This window comes from Stenotrophomonas maltophilia (genome assembly GCF_003970865.1).
Lineage (GTDB): Bacteria > Pseudomonadota > Gammaproteobacteria > Xanthomonadales > Xanthomonadaceae > Stenotrophomonas > Stenotrophomonas maltophilia_AR.
The window spans coordinates 47561-64398 of sequence record NZ_RXLZ01000023.1 but is presented as its reverse complement, the minus strand read 5'-3'; the positions used below and the strand labels follow the sequence as shown (position 1 = coordinate 64398).

Sequence of the window (16838 nt, the reverse complement as noted above, 5' to 3'; positions counted from 1 at the left end):
GTCAACCAGGGCAAGCCGGGCAAGGTGGCTTTAGTCGCGGTAATGCGCAAGATGCTGGTGATCCTCAACGCCCGCAAACGGGATGCGGAGGCCCAGATGGCCTCCGCCTGACAAGACAGTTGCTACAGGAGCCGACAGCCCTTGTAGAGCCGAGCCCATGCTCGGCTCAGCGCGGAGCCCACCCAGCCAGCGCTTCAGCGCAATCGCGCTCGTCCTTGACCTGCAGCAGGTCGTCGGCGCGGGTGCGGCCACGGTTCAACGCGGCTACCGGCAGCCCCGCCTTGGCTGCGGCCTGCACGAAGCGGAAACCGGAATAGACCATCAGCGATGAACCCACCACCAGCACGGCGTCGGCCTGCTGCAGGTGCTCCTGCACCGCCTCCACGCGCTCCCGCGGCACGTTTTCGCCGAAGAACACCACATCCGGCTTCAACAGGCCGCCGCAGTGCGGGCACTCGGGCACCACGAATGTGGAGAAATCGGTCTCGAGGTCGGCGTCGCCATCCGGCGCGATACCGGCCTCCAGCGCGTCCCAGCCGGGATTGGCGTCCAGCAGGCGCTGCTGGAAATCCTCGCGGCCACTGCGGCGCTCGCAGCCCATGCAGCGCACCAGATCCAGGCGACCATGCAGGTCGATCACGTTGTGGCTGCCGGCGCGCTGGTGCAGGCCGTCCACGTTCTGGGTCAGCAGCACCTGCAGCTTGCCGCGGCTTTCCAGGGCGGCCAGGGCCTGGTGGGTGCCGTTGGGCCGGGCCAGGCCGAAGCGCGGCCAGCCCAGCAGGCTGCGCGCCCAGTAGCGCTGGCGGGTGGCGGCCTCGCCCATGAAGGCCTGGTAGGTCACCGGCGGCGTGCGTTTCCACTGGCCGTCGGTATCGCGGTAATCGGGAATGCCCGAGGCGGTGCTGCAGCCGGCGCCGGTCAGCACGAACAGGCGCTGGGCGCGATCGATGAAGTCGGTCAGTGGCGGGGTCATGGCTGCCAGATGGGGGCGCGGCGGCGCCCCCGCAAGCGCCGGTCCGTTGGCCGGGTCAGGCCGCCGGCAGCGGCGGCACCGCGATCGGGTGGCCTTCCTCGTCCAGCGCGATCATCACGAAGTGGCCGCGGGTGCACAGCTTGCGCTCGCCGCTGTGCAGGTCTTCGGCGACCAGCTCCACTTCCACCTTCATCGAGCTGCGGCCAACTTCGACGATGCGGCCGATGGTTTCCACCATCTGGCCGATGCGGATCGGCAGCTTGAAGTCGACCTGGTCGCTGCGTGCGGTCACCACGGTACGGCGCGAATAGCGGGCGGCGGCCAGGAAGGCGGCCTTGTCCATCCACGCCAAGGCCTGGCCACCGAACAGAGTGCCAAGGTGGTTGGTGTGGTTGGGGAAGACGATTTCGGCCATGCGCACTTCGGTGGGCGGCACGGTCTCGGGGATCGGGGTCATGGGGGTGCTTCGGTGTGGGGTGCTGCGATTTTAAGCCAGGCCCCGTGCAGGCGGCGCTACACTGCGTCACGCCCCTTGCCAGGACCACCCATGCCCGCAACCTCCGACCTGTTGGCCTTTGCCCTCATCTCGCTGGGCATGGTGCTCACGCCCGGGCCGAACATGATCTATCTGGTTTCCCGCTCGATCTGCCAGGGCCGCCGTGCCGGCCTGATCTCACTGGGTGGGGTGGCGCTGGGCTTCGTGTTCTACATGCTGTGCGCGGCACTGGGCATCACCGCCCTGCTGATGACCGTGCCGTTCGCCTACGACGCGCTGCGCATCGGCGGTGCGTTGTACCTGCTGTACCTGGCCTGGCAGGCGTTCAAACCCGGCGGCCGCTCGCCGTTCGCGGTACGCGACCTGCCACCGGATGGCCCACGCAAATTGTTCGCGATGGGCTTCCTGACCAACCTGCTGAACCCGAAGATCGCGGTGATGTACCTGTCGCTGCTCCCGCAGTTCCTGCACCCGGAGGGCCATGGCAGCGTGCTGATGCAGTCGCTGGTACTCGGCTTCACCCAGATCGTGGTCAGCGTGAGCGTCAACGCGGTGATCGCGGTGATGGCCGGCAGCATCGCCGGCTTCCTGGCCGCGCGCCCCACCTGGCAGATGGTGCAACGCTGGCTGATGGGCACGGTGCTGGCCGGGCTGGCGGTGCGCATGGCGGTGGAAGGGCGGCGGTAGCCACACTTTGTAAAGTCGAGGACGCTGTGATGCCAAAGCAGGGGGGCTTTTTAGAGGCTCCCTACTGGAAACTCCGTACACCCTCGTGGGTTCGGAACAACGCCAACACCTTGGAAAGCCCGCTCCTACTTGGCAAATTCGCCTCTGGGATCGGCAACGACCCATTCAGCCAGTTGACGCCCCCACTCCGCGCGCCGCGGGCAAACAAGCGTCTGCTCAGTACGGCCAACGTTGAAGCGACAAAGGCGGAATCCCCCGATAGTCCTAGCCAGATCATCCTTCTCCGACTCACTACCTACCTCACCACGAATGTGTACGGACATATCAGACTTCCGCGGGGATTTGATGTACACGTTGTAGCGCGTGGTCGATCCCACAGTGTCGCGGAACCCCTGCAAACGATAACCGTTGCTTATCAGCTCAATTTCGGGAGACGCACCAGATGGAACGCGCTCGGGCGCATCACCTTCGTAAATCGTCAGTATCTCCCGCCCGTCTCGCCTGACATCGTGAAGGCTAAAGTCAGCGGGCACAACATGGCCTGCTGATGTGCCGTTTGGCAAGCGCAGGCAGGCACCAAAAAGGAAATGATCGCAGCTATAGCTCCATAGATCGCGATCCTGGGCAGAGGCGGTGAAGGAAAGGACCAACAGGAAGATCATCATGTGCCAAGTACCGCGCATCGCCTTACTTCTCCCGTCTGCGAACGTTTGATCCCGAGTCGATCATTCCATTGATGACATGATCATCAACCATCCCCGGAACCTTGTTCATGATCCCGTCGCCACGAGCGGGATCCGGCAAGCCGGTTTGCTTGTTGTAAAGATCGTCCACACCTGCCAGATGCGGCATTTCATGTTTGACAATACCTCGATCAAAGCGGTCCTGGACGTTTATCTCACTCTTCTTACCCCCAAGCTCCGCAAAGCTCCGCCCCGTTGGATGAGAGGTTTCCCCCTCTACCAGCTTCACCTCATTCCTCGCTGCACGTGGTGTGCTCCTGGAAATATCCGTAGCCTCCACCTTTACCTGGGTTTCGCGTCCTCCGACGTTGTAGGTTCCACTCATCGAGGCAACCTGATCTTTGAAGGTCGAGATGTTTTCGGGTGTAGCACCTGCGCCACTGAACTTGACGGGAAAACTGATCGTCACCGAGCCATCCTTCATACGGGTGACGATAGCTGTTCTGCCATCAGGATCAACGAACGAGTAAGGATTACTATTGGCATACCGATACCGGTTGAACTGCCCAACAGGCTGCTCATACGCCGTCACCGGATCCACCGACAGGAACACACCCAACTGCGGATCCATGTAACGCTGCTGCATGTAGCTCAGCCCGGTGGCCGCATCGCTCACATGTCCCGTATACCCCGGTCCGTCACTGACCTGCCCACCGACCACAGCACCGTAGGGCTCATAGTCGTAGCGTTTGATCACGTTGCCGCTGGCATCGGATTCGGCAACAACAGAGCCCAATGCATCGGTGTGGATGTAGGTAACAGTCTACGCGACTGCCGATGGTGAAAAACCAAGGCCGATCAGCAACACACAACACAGCCGTGCGCTTGCAGCGCGCAGCTTTCGAGCTCGATTTTCAGGTTCCCTGTGGCGAGCCAATACACCACCTGCCGCTTTATCCAACCTTCGCATCTTTCCAATCCCTGAAAGAACCTTGAAGCAAGGTATGACATTCGGGAAACTCGAACAATCGATGATCTGGGTCGTGATGCACGCTTGAGGCCTCAGCCGGCAGTCGATCTTCGGCTCCGCAAGTTGCTCAGATCGTGATTTGCCGCCCGCCGGGGCCCGTGGCCGCCGAACAACCCTCATACAGCCGCGATACCCCTGTGTTGCAGCCGGGCCAGCCGCATCAGGTTGTGGCTGGTCACCTTCAGCCCGATCACCACGTTGGCACGTGCCAGGCCGATCGTACGCAAGCGAAGCAGTTTCGTGCGCACTCTACTTTCTGTTAGAACATCTGCAATCAGCAACGGGAACGCAGAGAATCTGAGATCCTCAAATCACGGTACCTTGGCGAGAGCAGAACAGGAGGTGGCGGCGATCGCAAAGCCCGCACGGCGTACGGATGCAGCATCCATTGCGTCATATCTTCCTGATGAGAGAAAAGTATTCCAATGCTGGCCATGCCGTTCACGTGATCAGCCGATACCTCTCACTCCCGCCATCTGACGATGTAATTTCATAACTTCTCTGTCAGCTCTGAGAAGGTTTGAACCAGAATCGAGATCAGAACCAGTACAGCAGGCAAAAAAAACCGCGATCCGTCAGGGATCGCGGCGACTTTGTTCAGTGATCGGCATTGCCGGGGTTTTTCGTTGCAACCGGAGTAACCGCTTCGATCAGAAGTTCATGTCGAAGGCGACTTCGCCCTGCACGCCGACCTGGTAGGCCGAGACGCGGCGTTCGAAGAAGTTGGTCAGCTCCTGCACGTCCTGCAGTTCCATGAACGGCAGCGGGTTGCGCACGTTGTACTTCTTTTCCATGCCCAGCTTGGCGAAGTGCTGGTCGGCACAGTGCTGCAGGTACTGGCGCATGTCGCGGGTGGAAATGCCGGCCACGCCGCCGGACAGCACGTCCTCGGCGAACTGCACTTCGCATTCGATGGCTTCGGCCAGCATGTCGTAGACCTGCTGCTTCATCTCTTCGTCGAACAGGTCCGGTTCTTCCTCGCGAACAACACGCACCGACTCGAACGCGAACTCCATGTGCGCGCTCTCGTCGCGGAACACCCAGTTGGTGCCCGAGGCCAGGCCCGGCAGCAGGCCGCGCGAACGGAAGTAGTACACGTAGGCGAAGGCCGCGAAGAAGAACAGGCCTTCGATGCAGGCGGCGAAGCAGATCTGGTTGAGCAGGAACTGGCGACGCTCGGCACGGGTCTCGATGCGCTTCAGGTCCTGGATCGAGTCGATCCACTTGAAGCAGAAATCGGCCTTCTTCTTGATCGAGTCGATGTTCTCCACCGCGGCGAAGGCTTTGACGCGCTCTTCCGGATCCGGCAGGTAGTTGTCCAGCAGGGTCAGGTAGAACTGCACGTGCAGCGCTTCTTCATACAGCTGGCGCGACAGGTACATGCGCGCTTCGGGCGCATTCAAGTGCTGGTACAGGTTCAGCACCAGGTTGTTGGACACGATCGAGTCGCCGGTGGCGAAGAACGCGACCAGGCGGTGGATCAGGTGACGCTCGCCCGGCGACATCTTGCTGTGCAGGTCGGTGATGTCGATCTGGAAGTTGATCTCTTCCACCGTCCAGGTGTTCTTGATCGCGTTCCGGTACATGTCATAGAACTGCGGGTAGCGCATCGGGCGCAGGGTCAGTTCAAAACCGGGATCGAGCAGCATCTGCTTGGGCTTGTCGGCCATGGGTGTTTCCTTGAATTCCTGGGTGAGCCGCCGGGCATGGCCCGGCGCTACCGTGGGTGTTTTTCCGCAGCCGAGCATGGCTCGGCTCTACAGGTGCGAGGTGTTCGAGTGCCGACCAACGGTCGGCACCCACCGCGCGGTGTGTTACTGGCAGGCCTCGCAGGCTTCCGGGTTTTCCAGCGAGCAGGCGATGGCTTCGTCCGGGCTGAACACCTTGGCCGGTGCGGCAGCGCTCACCGTGGTCTTGGCGATCTTGGTGGCCGGGCGCGAACGCAGGTAGTAGGTGGTCTTGATGCCCTGCTTCCAGGCGTACATGTACATGGAAGACATCGCGCCGATGTTCGGGCTTTCCATGAACAGGTTGAGCGAGGCCGACTGGTCGATGAAGGCACCACGCTCGGCGGCCATGTCGATCAGCGAACGCATCGGCAGTTCCCACGCGGTGCGGTAGACCTCGCGCAGCGTTTCCGGAATCTGTGCCACGCCTGCGATGGAACCTTCGGCCAGCTTGATGGCGTCGCGCATGTCGGCGGTCCACAGGCCCAGCTTCTTCAGCTCGTTCACCAGGTAACGGTTGACCTGCAGGAAGTCACCGGACAGGGTCTCGCGCTTGAACAGGTTGGACACCTGCGGCTCGACGCACTCGTAGCAACCGGCGATCGAGGCGATGGTCGCGGTCGGTGCAATCGCGATCATCAGCGAGTTGCGCAGGCCGTGTTCCTTGATGCGGGCGCGCAGGGCATCCCAGCGTGCGGCGTCTTCCGGCACCACGTTCCAGGCGTCGAACTGCAGTTCGCCACCGGCGGCACGGGTGTCGTTGAACGACGGGTGCTTGCCACGTTCCTGGGCCAGCTCACAGGAGGTTTCCAGCGCGTGGAAGTAGATCGCTTCGGCAATCTTCTTCGACAGCGCGCGGGCTTCGGCGCTGTCGAACGGCAGGCGCTTGCGGAAGAACACGTCCTGCAGGCCCATGCAGCCCAGGCCGACCGGACGCCAGCGCAGATTGGCGCGGCGGGCGGTTTCGATCGGGTAGAAGTTCAGGTCGATGACGCGGTCGAGCTGGCGCACGGCCAGGCGCACGGTCTCGGCCAGCTTCTCGAAGTCGAACTCGTTGTGCTCGTCGAAGTGGTTGCCCAGGTTGATCGAACCCAGGTTGCACACCGCGGTTTCATCGTTGGAGGTGACTTCCAGGATTTCCGTGCACAGGTTGGACAGGTGGATCACGTTGCCCGGACGCAGGGTCTGGTTGCTGGCGCGGTTGCACTTGTCCTTGAAGGTCATCCAGCCGTTGCCGGTCTCGGCCAGCGTACGCATCATGCGGGCGTACAGCTTGCGGGCGGAGATGGTGCGGTTGGCCTTGCCCTGGGCTTCGGCCTGCAGGTAGGCCTGCTCGAAGGCTTCGCCGAACAGGTCGGTGAACTCCGGCACGACGCGCGGATCGAACAGCGACCATTCCTGGTCGGCTTCGACGCGCTTCATGAACAGGTCCGGCACCCAGTTGGCCAGGTTCAGGTTGTGCGCACGGCGGGCTTCGTCACCGGTGTTGTCACGCAGTTCGAGGAAGTCCTCGACGTCGGCGTGCCAGGTCTCCAGATACACGCAGGCCGCACCCTTGCGCTTGCCGCCCTGGTTCACCGCGGCCACGGACGAATCCATGGTCTTCAGCCACGGCACGATGCCGTTGGAGTGGCCGTTGGTCGACTTGATCAGCGAACCACGCGAACGCACGCGGGTGTAGCTGACGCCGATGCCGCCGGAGAACTTCGACAGCTGGGCGATGTCGCCGTACTTGGAATAGATCGACTCCAGCGAGTCCTGCGGCGAATCCAGCAGGAAGCACGAGGACAGCTGCTCGTGGGTGGTGCCGGAGTTGAACAGGGTCGGGCTGGACGGCAGGTAGTCCAGGTTGCCCATGCGCTTGTACAGCGCCAGGGTCTCGGACACGTCCTCGCTCAGCGCGCTGGCGATGCGCAGGAAGAACTGCTGCGGGGTCTCGATCACCTTGCGGGTGTGCGGGTGGCGCAGCAGGTAACGGTCGTACAGGGTACGCAGGCCGAAGTAATCGAAGTTCAGGTCCAGCGAGATGTCGATGGCATCGTTGAGCTTGCGTGCGTTGGTCTGCACGAAGTTCAGCAGGCGGTCGTTGATCAGGCCGACTTCATGGCCACGGCTGACCGACTGCGAGAAGGCGTAGATTTCCTGGCCCGAGACTTCCTTGGCGATGTAGTTGGCCAGCAGGCGCGCAGCCAGGCGGCCGTACTCGGGCTCTTCACCGATCAGCAGGGCGGCGGTGCGGATGGACAGTTCGTCCAGCTCGCGGGTGGTGGCGCCGTTGTACAGGCCGGAAATGGTGCGGGTGGCCACGCGCATCGGATCGACGGCGTGCAGGCCTTCGGAGGAACGCTGCACCGCGCGCACGATCTTGTTCAGGTCCACCAGTTCGGTCGTGCCATTGCGCTTGGTCACACTCATCGCGTTGGCCGTCGGCGGCGACGTCAACAGGAATTCGCTTTCCTTCTCGATGGTGGCGCTGGATTCGGTGGTCACGGCGTGTGTCCTCTTGGCGTGATTGGTGGGTGCTCGATGCATCGGGTGACGCAGCCCGGGACATGACAGCCCAGGATGGCAGGACGGCGTCGCAGGGGATGAGACCCTGCGCCTGCCACTGCCGTTGACGATCGCGGATGGGTACCCCGGGCACCCCCTGGAATTGGGGTTGCTGCGACCGACGGCCACAAGATAGTGGGGGTAATGGGGTCCGTCAACGCCAAATGTAGTGAAATTCGGCAATCCCTTGCGCCGCAAGGATCGTGCCATCGGCGCCCGGATCAGACGCTTCAGACCTGCCGGAACGGGCTGCGCAGTCAAGCCCGAAAGCCGTCATTGCGGTGGTACAACGCACCGCGAAAACGGAACAATGACAGCTTCACATGACAGTGATGAAACTGGCTAGGGACAACCCTGTGGATAGGTGGTGGGCAGCCGGTGGGAATCCGGTGGACGGGTGACTTCCGGCCGGTGACGCCCGCGCGCTGACGGCGGATGCTGGCCGCTCGCTCCCGGAAAAGGATGCTCCGATGCACCTGCGGTTGCCCGCGCTGGCCCTGCTGCCCGCCCTGTTCGTTGCCCCGGCGCTGGCCGCCGAGGGGCCGGACCTGCGTTCGGACCAGTGCGGCATCCATACCGACTATGACGTGCTGGTGGACAGCGGCGGCATCTGGCTGCGGCATGGCCCGCAGGCGCCGCATGAAGTGGTGTTCCACGACGGCGAGCTGAGCCTGGACGGCAGGATGGTCACGGTCAGCGCCGCCGACGCCGCCCGCCTGCGGCAGATGGAGGCCGGTGCCCGCCAGCTGATGCCGGCGGCCACCGCACTGGCCCACGAAGTCTCCGGGGTCACCTTCGATGCGCTGGACGCCGCCTTCGAGGCCATCACCGGCAAGTCCCGCAACCGCCAGATGCGTGCGATGCGCGGCGAGATGCAGGACTGGATCGACGCCAGCCTGGGCCGCGGCTACTGGGAACAGGAAGCCTTCGGCGACGGCTTCGACGCGCACATCGAGCAGATGGCCGAAACGATGGCCGGGTCGATGACCCGCAGCGTGCTGTGGCAGGTGTTCACCGGCCGCGCCGGGGCCATGGAGCGCCGCGCCGACCGCCTCGATGCGGAAGTCGACCGCCGCATGGAAGCGCGCAGCCATCAGCTGGAGGCCAAGGCAATGGCCCTGTGCCCGCTGGTGCGGTCACTGGCAGAGGCCCACGATGCGCTGGAAGTGCGCTACCAGGGCCAGCCGCTGCGGCTGCTGGAGCGCGGCGAGAGTGTGCGGGTGGAGCACGGGAACGGCTCGGGGCTGCATGTGTCGGCCGGGCCGGATGAGCGGCCGCGTGACGACGCCGTGGCACCTTCCCGATAGCGGCGCGGTGGATGCCGGCCAGCGGCCGGCACTACCGGGACGATAGCGTGGTGGTGCCGGCCGCTGGCCGGCATCGCACGCCCGCAGAACCCCTCACGCCCGGTGCGGGGTACCCAGGTATTCCGCGCTTTGCATCTCGATCAGGCGCGAGGCGGTGCGCTCGAACGCGCCCTGCAGGCGCTGGCCGGTGTACAGCTCGATCGGCGAGGTGCTGGCGGTGCAGACCAGGTTGACGTGGCGGTCGTACAGTTCGTCGATCAGGTTGACGAAGCGGCGCGCGGCATCTTCGTTCAGGCGATCGAACGCCGGAATGCCGCCCAGCAGCACCGTGTTGAACTCGTGCGCGATCTCGATGTAATCCGACGGGCCGCGCGGGCCCTCGCACAGCGCGGCGAAATCGAACCAGGCGATGCTCTTGCCGCGGCCACGGACCGGGATCTTGCGGCCCTCGATCTCGATGTTGCCGGTCTTGGCCGGCTGGCCGCCGCTCAGCTCGTTCCAGCGCGTGGCCAGCCATTCATCGCTGTCGGCAACCAGCGGTGCGCGGTACACCGGCGAGCGGGTGAGCGCGCGCATCCGGTAATCCTCGGTGCCCTCGGCGTACAGCTCGACGCAGAAGCGCTGCAGCAGGCCGATGGCCGGCAGGAAGCTTTCGCGCTGCAGGCCGTTGAGATACAGGTTCTCCACCGCGGTGTTGGAGGTGGTCACCAGGGTCACGCCCTCGGCGAACAGGCGCTCCAGCAGCCGTGCCAGCAGCATCGCATCGCCGATGTCGGTGACGAAGAACTCGTCCAGCACCAGCACGCGCAGGTTGCTGCGCCATTCCTGGGCGATCTTCGCCAGCGGGTCGCTCTGGCCCTGGTGCTCGCGCAGGCGCTCGTGGACGCTGCGCATGAAGCGGTGGAAATGGGTGCGGTACTTCTGCTTGATCGGCAGCCCGTCGTAGAACAGGTCGACCAGGAAGGTCTTGCCGCGGCCGACGCCGCCCCAGAAGTACAGGCCCTTGACCGGCTCGGGCTTCTTCCAGAACGAGGACAGGCGGTCCAACCAACCGTCCTCGGCACTGTCCAGCAGGCCCAGGTGGATGCGGTCCAGCTCGGCCAGCGCCGCATGCTGGGCCGGGTCGTTCTGCCAGTCGCCACGGGCAACCCCTTCCGCGTACCGCTGCGACGGGGTCAGCTCGGTTGCACTCATGCCGCCGCGCCCAGCCAGTGCTTGACGCCGTGGGTCAGCGCGCCGCGCAGGTCGATCAGCTTGCGGTGGAAGAAATGACTGGTCTCGGGCATGCGCACCAGCTCATGCGGGAAATCCAGCGTGTCCAGCCACTGGTAGACGGCCTGCGGGTCGACGATCTCGTCCTGCTCGCCCTGGATCACCAGCCAGCGGGCCGGCGGTGCAATGCCATCGAAATCCCAGCGACCGGCCGGCGGCGCGATCGAGATCAGCGCTTCCGGCTGCAGTTCGCCGGCGGCCTTCAGCGACACGAACGAACCGAAGCTGAAACCGCCCAGCCACAGGCGGTCGTCCGGACGCTGGCTGCGCACCCAGGCGGCGACGGCCTTCAGGTCATCCTGCTCGCCCACGCCGTGGTCGAACTCACCGGCCGAACCACCCACGCTGCGGAAGTTGAAGCGCACCGTGGCGATGCCCAGCTCGCGGAGGGTAGTGGCGGTCATGGTGACCACCTTGTTGTGCAGGGTGCCACCCTCGGTGGACAGCGGATGGCAGACGATGGCCACGATCGGCTGCACCGGCACATCGGCCTTGGGCAGGTCGACGACCACTTCCAGCGGGCCGGCCGGGCCGGCCAGTTCGAGGCAGGCGGTTTCGCCGGGGGCGACGGGGAACGAAGGCTTGTGCATGGCACCATGATACCGTCCCCTGCCCCTGCCCTGTGCCCGCCCCATGCTCTACCTGTCTTTGGCCGTGATCTGCAGCGTGCTGGTTTCGGTGTTGTTGAAGGTGGCCGGACGCCGCCAACTGGATGTTGCGCAGATGGTCACCTGGAACTATCTGGTGGCCGCAACGCTCACCGCCGTGGTACTGCAACCACCACTGGACGCACTGCGCGCGCCGCATGCGCCGTGGCTGTCATTGCTGGCGCTGGCGGTGGTGCTGCCGTCGATCTTCCTGGTGCTGGGCCGCGCGGTGGCGGTGGCCGGCATCGTCCGCAGCGACGTGGCGCAGCGGCTGTCGCTGCTGCTGTCATTGGCCGCCGCCTTCCTGTTCTTCGGCCAGACCGCCACGCCATGGAAGCTGGCCGGGCTTGGCCTGGGCCTGCTGGCGATGGTGGCCATCAGCCTGCGCCCGCGCGGCCCGGCGGTGGCGTCCTCACCCGGTGGCTGGGGCTGGCTGCTGGGCGTCTGGGCAGGGTTTGCCGTGGTCGACGTGCTGCTCAAGCAGGTGGCGCTGTCGGGCACGCCGTCGATGGCGGCAGTGCTGGCCAGCTTCAGCGTGGCCTTCGTGCTGATGCTGGCACTGCAGCTATGGCGGCACGCCAGTGGCCGCAGCCGGCTGGCCTGGCGCAACCTCGGCGCGGGTGCGCTGCTGGGCCTGCTCAATGGCGGCAACATCCTTTTCTATGTGCATGCGCATCAGTCGATGCCGGACAGCCCGGCCACCGTGTTCGCCGGCATGAACATCGGCGTGGTGGTGTTGGGCGCGCTGGTGGGCGTGTTCGCCTTCGGCGAGGCCACCACGAAGTGGAACCGTGCCGGCCTGGCGCTGGCGGTGCTGGCGATCGGATTGATCGCCTGGGGGTGAGGTATCGGTGGCGCCGGGCCATCCCCGGCATATCGTTTCCGCAACTCCGGAGATGAGTCACTTTCTTTGCGCGCACCACTTTGCAGGAGCAGCGTGGAACGGCGTAGCCGACCCGTAGGGTGGCGCACATGGATGTGCGCCATCAAGAAAGTAACCAAAGAAACGCTCCGCCAGCCGCGAGCCGGTGCTGTGCACCGGTACCCTGCGCTTCTCGATGAACCAGGGGACGGCGCCGAACTCGCTGCGCTCAGACATCGGCGCCTCTTCGCCCCTGATTCACCTGCGATGCTTGGCTCGCTTGAAGGCGGACTGGTAGATCAAAAGCAACGGCAGCATCCGTGCCGATCAAGGTCCCTCCCAGAGCAGATCCCCGCCGAACCTTATCTGTCGAAGCCCAGCAACAGCGGGTCGTGGTCGGAGCTGCGCCACGGGCCCTGCACGTTGCGGCCCTGGTAGCCGCTGGCGTCCTGTTCGTCGGCATTGCTGTGCCATTCGGCGGCCCCGCGCAGGCGCTTGGCCATGCCCGGGTTCAGCAGCGCGTGGTCGAGGCGGCCGGTATAGCCGTTGTAGACGTAGCTGTAGGGATGCTCGACCTTGGCGACCTTGAACGCGTCCTGCCAGCCCAGGTCATGCAGGGTGCGGATCGGGTCTTCCATCGCGTAGGCATTGAAATCACCCAGCAGCACGGCGTCCTTGGCACCGGTTCCGGTCGGGTCGGTCTGCAGCCAGGCGTGCAGCTGCTGCGCCGAGGTCACGCGGGTGGCGTTCCAGCAGCCCTGGTTGTCGTTGCGGTCGGCGTCGGCACCGCTCGCATCGCGACAGCCCTTCGACTTGAAATGGTTGGCGACCACCACGAACGGCGCGCCCTGCTTGCCCTGGAAAGCCTGTGCCAACGGCACGCGGCTGTGCTCGACGAACGGGCCGCCGGTCAGCGTGGCCGGCGCGCCCACCGGCTGCAGGCGTGAGCTGCGGTAGATGATGCCGACCCGGATCGGGTTGTCGCCGGGGCCGTTGCCGGCATCGACGAAGCGCCAGTCGCCCTGCGCGCCACGGTCGCGGTTGAGCGCATCGACCAGTTCGGCAATGGCCGACTGCGGACCGTAGCCGTCGTTCTCCAGTTCCATCAGCGCGGCGACGTCGGCGCCCAGCGCGTTGACCGTGGTGACCAGCTTGGCCACCTGCGCCTTGTGCTCGTCCAGCGTCCGCGCGCCGCGCAGGGTCGGGAAGCCACCGCCCTGGCCGTCACCATTGAAGAAGTTCTCCAGGTTGAAGGCCGCCACGTGCAGGCTGCCCGGCACCGTCGGCACCGCCGGACGCTTCAGCTCCGGCAGCTTCAGCGCGCCTTCGACCTGCAGCCGCGGACGACCCTGTGCGTCCACGCGCACGATGCCCTCCACATTGCGCAGCTGCATGCCGGTACGCAGCACCGGGTTGGCCGGCAGGTAGGCCACGCTGGCCGGGTCGCGGGCATCGCTGCCGTCGTCCAGCACCAGGCGGCGGCGCTGGTTGTCGGCCATCACCTGCTCGTAGCCGGCAGTACCCGGCGCGGCCACTTCGGTCGGCTGCCAGAGGCGGCCATCGAAGGCCACGGTGAGCTGGCCGAAGCGCTCCAGGCCGTCGGTACCGGCCAGGGTCAGCGGTGCGGCGATGCGCACGCGCTGGCCATCCAGCGCACGCCAGTCGGTCGGCGCAGCAGCCAGCACCACGGTGGCGCTGCTGCGCGCGGCGGAGGGCGACGCGACCGGTGCGGCCTGCGGCTGGGCCTGGGCAAAGGTGCCGGCCGGCAGCAGCAGGGACAGGGCGAGGGCGAGGGAACGGCGGCGCATCGACGGGCGACTCCATGGAAGAGGCGCACAGACTAACCCTGAAATGCGAAACCCCGCCTGCGCAGCGGGGGCATATGAGCGATCAGGCCTCGGTGGGCAAAGCCTGGGTAGTGCCGGCCGCTGGCCGGCACGACCGTCTACTTCAGGTTGCCCAGCATCCAGTCCACGGTGGCGTGGATCTGTTCCTCGGTCAGCGCCGGGTTGCCGCCCTTGGGCGGCATGATGCCGCCATCCGGGCCGGTATAGCCCTCGATGGCGTGCTTGTAGAGGGTGTCCTTGCCCTGTGCGATGCGCTTGTCCCAGTGCGAATGGTCCAGCGTCGGCGCCATGCCCACACCGGTGGTGTGGCAGGCGGTGCACAGGTTGTCGAAGATGACCTTGCCATCCTTGGTGCCGCCGTAGGCCACCTGCGAGGCGGCCTTGGCCAGCGCGGCGGCCTTGGCCGCAGCCTGCGCGGCGGCACCGGTGCTGCCGGCATAGACCGCGCCGGTGGGCGAAATGCGCTGTTCGGTGCGCTTGGCCGCAGTCGGCGACACCTCGGGTGGAATCCGGGTGTGGATGTAGGCGGCAAGGAGGATGAGGCCGAGGGTGATGGTCGCCAGCAGCGCGATCACCATGGAGAAGCGTTTCAGGAACTCCAGATCGTAATTCCGCACTCTTCGTTACCCCTGGCTGATAGTCGTTGGACCACGGCTGAGCGACTGCGTGATGGACCGAGTATAGAACGCGCTTTGCGTGCGACAACAGGCGTCACTGCTGGTGCGGCGCAACATGCCCACCCGGTAGTGCCGGCCGCTGGCCGGCATCGCCATCCCGCCGGATAGATCGTGCAGAAGCCGGCCAGCGGCCGGCTCTACCACGTTACCGGGCGCCGATCGCGCGCAGGCAGAAGCTGCAGATCGCATCCACCAGTGCGTCTTCGTCGCGGTGTGCTTCGCGGCTGGGCGCGGTGAGGCCGACCATGGCTTCGGTGAAGGCGCCGACCAGGCAGGCGGCGGCCACATGCGCGTCCTGCGCCGGCAGCTCACCGGCCGCCACGCCCTCCTCCACCAGCCGCAGGAACACGTCGCCGAAGGCGCGACGACCACGCATGCGCTCGGCTTCCACATCCGGGTCGACCGGTTCGACGATGAAGGCGTGCGCCAGCCCCGGCCCGGCCAGGGCGCGGCGGACGAAGGCGGTGATCGCCAGCCGCAGGCGCTCGCTGGCCACCTCCGGGCCACTGGCGATGCGCTCCATGATCGCGACCTCGTGGGCCACGGCGGCGTTGAGCACCTCCACGAACAGCTCGGCCTTGGACGGGAAGTGCCGGTAGATCAGGCCGGTGGACACCCCCGCCTGGGTCGCCACGGCGGTCACCGGGGCATTGCGCCAGCCGCCGGTGGCGACCAGCTCACGGGTGGCCAGCAGGATCCGTTCACGGGCCCCGGCCAGGCGTTCTTCCATCAGTGCAGAGCGTTTGTAGGCCATGTTTTGATTCTAGTTTCAATTTTTGAATTTGTATTCACTTCTTACCCGAACCCCGCTACGCTGGGGTCCAATCGCCCGTGCGGGCAGCGGTCCAGCAGACCGCCGCCCGCTCCCCCGCCGGGTGCGTCCATTTCCTGCCATCCCGCCGTGGAGCCACCACAATGCACGTGCCATCCCTGAACTTCGACCTTGGCGAAGACATCGACCTGCTGCGCCAGAGCGTGGCCCATTTTGCCGCCGCCGAGGTCGCACCGCTGGCCGCCGAGGCCGATGCCACCAATCAGTTCCCGCTGGCCCTGTGGCCGAAGCTGGGCGAACAGGGCCTGCTCGGCCTCACCGTGGAAGAAGAATACGGCGGCACCGGCATGGGCTACCTGGCCCACGTGGTGGCGATGGAAGAGATCTCGCGTGCTTCCGGCGGCATCGGCCTGTCCTACGGCGCGCACTCCAACCTGTGCGTGAACCAGCTGCGCAAGAACGGCAACGAAGAACAGAAGCAGCGCTTCCTGCCCGGCCTGTGCAACGGCAGCCTGATCGGCGCGCTGGCGATGAGCGAGCCGGGTGCGGGCTCGGACGTGGTGTCGATGAAGCTGCGCGCCGACAAGCGCGGTGACCGCTACGTGCTCAACGGCAACAAGATGTGGATCACCAACGGCCCGGACGCCGACGTGCTGGTCGTCTATGCCAAGACCGACATGGAGGCCGGCGCCAAGGGCATCACCGCGTTCCTGGTCGAGAAGGGCATGAAGGGCTTTTCCACCGCGCAGAAGCTGGACAAGCTGGGCATGCGTTCCTCGCCCACCTGCGAGCTGGTGTTCCAGGACTGCGAAGTACCGGAAGAAAACGTGCTGGGCCAGATCGGTGGCGGCGTGCGCGTGCTGATGTCCGGCCTGGACTACGAGCGCGTGGTGCTGTCCGGTGGTCCGCTGGGCCTGATGGCCGCGGCCATGGACGTGGTGATGCCCTACGTGCACGAGCGCCACCAGTTCGGTGAAGCGATCGGCAGCTTCCAGCTGATCCAGGGCAAGATCGCCGACATGTACGTGGGCCTGGGCGCCTGCCGCGCGTATGTCTATGCCGTGGCGCGTGCCTGCGACCAGGGCCGCACCACCCGCCAGGACGCCGCCGGTGCCATCCTGTACGCCGCCGAGAAGGCCACCTGGCTGACCGGCCAGGCGATCCAGATCCTGGGCGGCAACGGCTACATCAACGAGTACCCGACCGGCCGTTTGTGGCGCGACGCCAAGCTGTATGAAATCGGCGCCGGCACTTCGGAGATCCGCCGCATGCTGATCGGCCGCGAACTGTTCCAGCGCACCCTGTAAG

15 protein-coding genes and 1 pseudogene are annotated in these 16838 nt (G+C 65.4%); 5 read left to right on the top strand and 11 right to left on the bottom strand.

The window, feature by feature from the left end; translation table 11 throughout:
* Window positions 1–111: pseudogene (locus EKL94_RS09765) on the top strand (IS110 family transposase); the annotation flags it as partial.
* Window positions 112–166: 55 nt separating this feature from the next.
* Here the strand turns inward: EKL94_RS09765 and EKL94_RS09760 are convergent.
* The gene (locus EKL94_RS09760) at window positions 167–973 is read right to left on the bottom strand and encodes an NAD-dependent protein deacetylase (protein WP_126928934.1); all 807 of its coding nucleotides are present in this window, start codon (window positions 971–973) and stop codon (window positions 167–169) included.
* A 55-nt stretch (window positions 974–1028) separates the two neighbouring features.
* Window positions 1029–1430 (bottom strand): acyl-CoA thioesterase, encoded by a 402-nt coding sequence (locus EKL94_RS09755; RefSeq protein ID WP_004153688.1) that lies wholly within the window; start codon window positions 1428–1430, stop codon window positions 1029–1031.
* Window positions 1431–1520: 90 nt separating this feature from the next.
* Here EKL94_RS09755 and EKL94_RS09750 point away from each other — a divergent pair, with 90 nt between their 5' ends.
* Complete coding sequence (locus EKL94_RS09750; protein ID WP_126928933.1) at window positions 1521–2156, top strand: LysE family translocator; 636 nt, start codon at window positions 1521–1523, stop codon at window positions 2154–2156.
* Between the two features lie 125 nt (window positions 2157–2281).
* Here the strand turns inward: EKL94_RS09750 and EKL94_RS09745 are convergent, their stop codons facing one another.
* The 4 genes from EKL94_RS09745 to EKL94_RS09730 form a co-directional block, all read right to left on the bottom strand.
* A complete protein-coding gene (locus EKL94_RS09745; RefSeq protein ID WP_260473409.1) occupies window positions 2282–2821 on the bottom strand; it encodes a hypothetical protein in 540 nt (179 codons plus the stop codon).
* Between the two features lie 22 nt (window positions 2822–2843).
* Window positions 2844–3635, bottom strand: coding sequence for an RHS repeat-associated core domain-containing protein (locus tag EKL94_RS22765; RefSeq protein ID WP_312023657.1), 792 nt, complete (start codon window positions 3633–3635; stop codon window positions 2844–2846).
* Window positions 3636–4519: 884 nt separating this feature from the next.
* Entirely contained in the window at window positions 4520–5539 is a 1020-nt protein-coding gene (locus EKL94_RS09735) for a ribonucleotide-diphosphate reductase subunit beta (RefSeq protein ID WP_004153683.1), read from the bottom strand.
* A 144-nt stretch (window positions 5540–5683) separates the two neighbouring features.
* Window positions 5684–8086: a ribonucleoside-diphosphate reductase subunit alpha gene (locus EKL94_RS09730; protein WP_126928932.1), complete on the bottom strand. Its 2403-nt coding sequence runs from the start codon at window positions 8084–8086 to the stop codon at window positions 5684–5686.
* Window positions 8087–8616: 530 nt separating this feature from the next.
* Here EKL94_RS09730 and EKL94_RS09725 point away from each other — a divergent pair.
* Window positions 8617–9453 carry a DUF2884 family protein gene (locus EKL94_RS09725; RefSeq protein WP_126928931.1) on the top strand — a complete coding sequence of 279 codons (837 nt, stop codon included), beginning with the start codon at window positions 8617–8619 and terminating at the stop codon, window positions 9451–9453.
* A 93-nt stretch (window positions 9454–9546) separates the two neighbouring features.
* On the opposite strand, the gene zapE is transcribed toward EKL94_RS09725, so the two are convergent.
* The gene (gene zapE / locus EKL94_RS09720; RefSeq protein ID WP_126928930.1) at window positions 9547–10647 is read right to left on the bottom strand and encodes a cell division protein ZapE; all 1101 of its coding nucleotides are present in this window, start codon (window positions 10645–10647) and stop codon (window positions 9547–9549) included.
* Window positions 10644–11315: an alpha/beta hydrolase gene (locus tag EKL94_RS09715; protein ID WP_126928929.1), complete on the bottom strand. Its 672-nt coding sequence runs from the start codon at window positions 11313–11315 to the stop codon at window positions 10644–10646. Before EKL94_RS09715 ends, zapE begins: the two co-directional genes overlap by 4 nt.
* A gap of 43 nt (window positions 11316–11358) precedes the next feature.
* On the opposite strand from EKL94_RS09715, the gene EKL94_RS09710 reads away from it, so the two are divergent.
* Entirely contained in the window at window positions 11359–12216 is an 858-nt protein-coding gene (locus tag EKL94_RS09710; protein WP_126928928.1) for an EamA family transporter, read from the top strand.
* A 380-nt stretch (window positions 12217–12596) separates the two neighbouring features.
* On the opposite strand, the gene EKL94_RS09705 is transcribed toward EKL94_RS09710, so the two are convergent.
* The 3 genes from EKL94_RS09705 to EKL94_RS09695 form a co-directional block, all read right to left on the bottom strand.
* Window positions 12597–14042, bottom strand: a complete 1446-nt coding sequence (locus EKL94_RS09705) for an ExeM/NucH family extracellular endonuclease (RefSeq protein ID WP_126928927.1) — start codon at window positions 14040–14042, stop codon at window positions 12597–12599.
* Window positions 14043–14179: 137 nt separating this feature from the next.
* Complete coding sequence (locus tag EKL94_RS09700) at window positions 14180–14698, bottom strand: c-type cytochrome (protein ID WP_005407662.1); 519 nt, start codon at window positions 14696–14698, stop codon at window positions 14180–14182.
* 205 nt (window positions 14699–14903) lie between these two features.
* Window positions 14904–15512, bottom strand: coding sequence for a TetR/AcrR family transcriptional regulator (locus EKL94_RS09695; protein ID WP_126928926.1), 609 nt, complete (start codon window positions 15510–15512; stop codon window positions 14904–14906).
* Between the two features lie 161 nt (window positions 15513–15673).
* Here EKL94_RS09695 and EKL94_RS09690 point away from each other — a divergent pair, with 161 nt between their 5' ends.
* Complete coding sequence (locus tag EKL94_RS09690) at window positions 15674–16837, top strand: isovaleryl-CoA dehydrogenase (RefSeq protein WP_126928925.1); 1164 nt, start codon at window positions 15674–15676, stop codon at window positions 16835–16837.
* The last annotated feature ends 1 nt before the right edge of the window (window position 16838 follow it).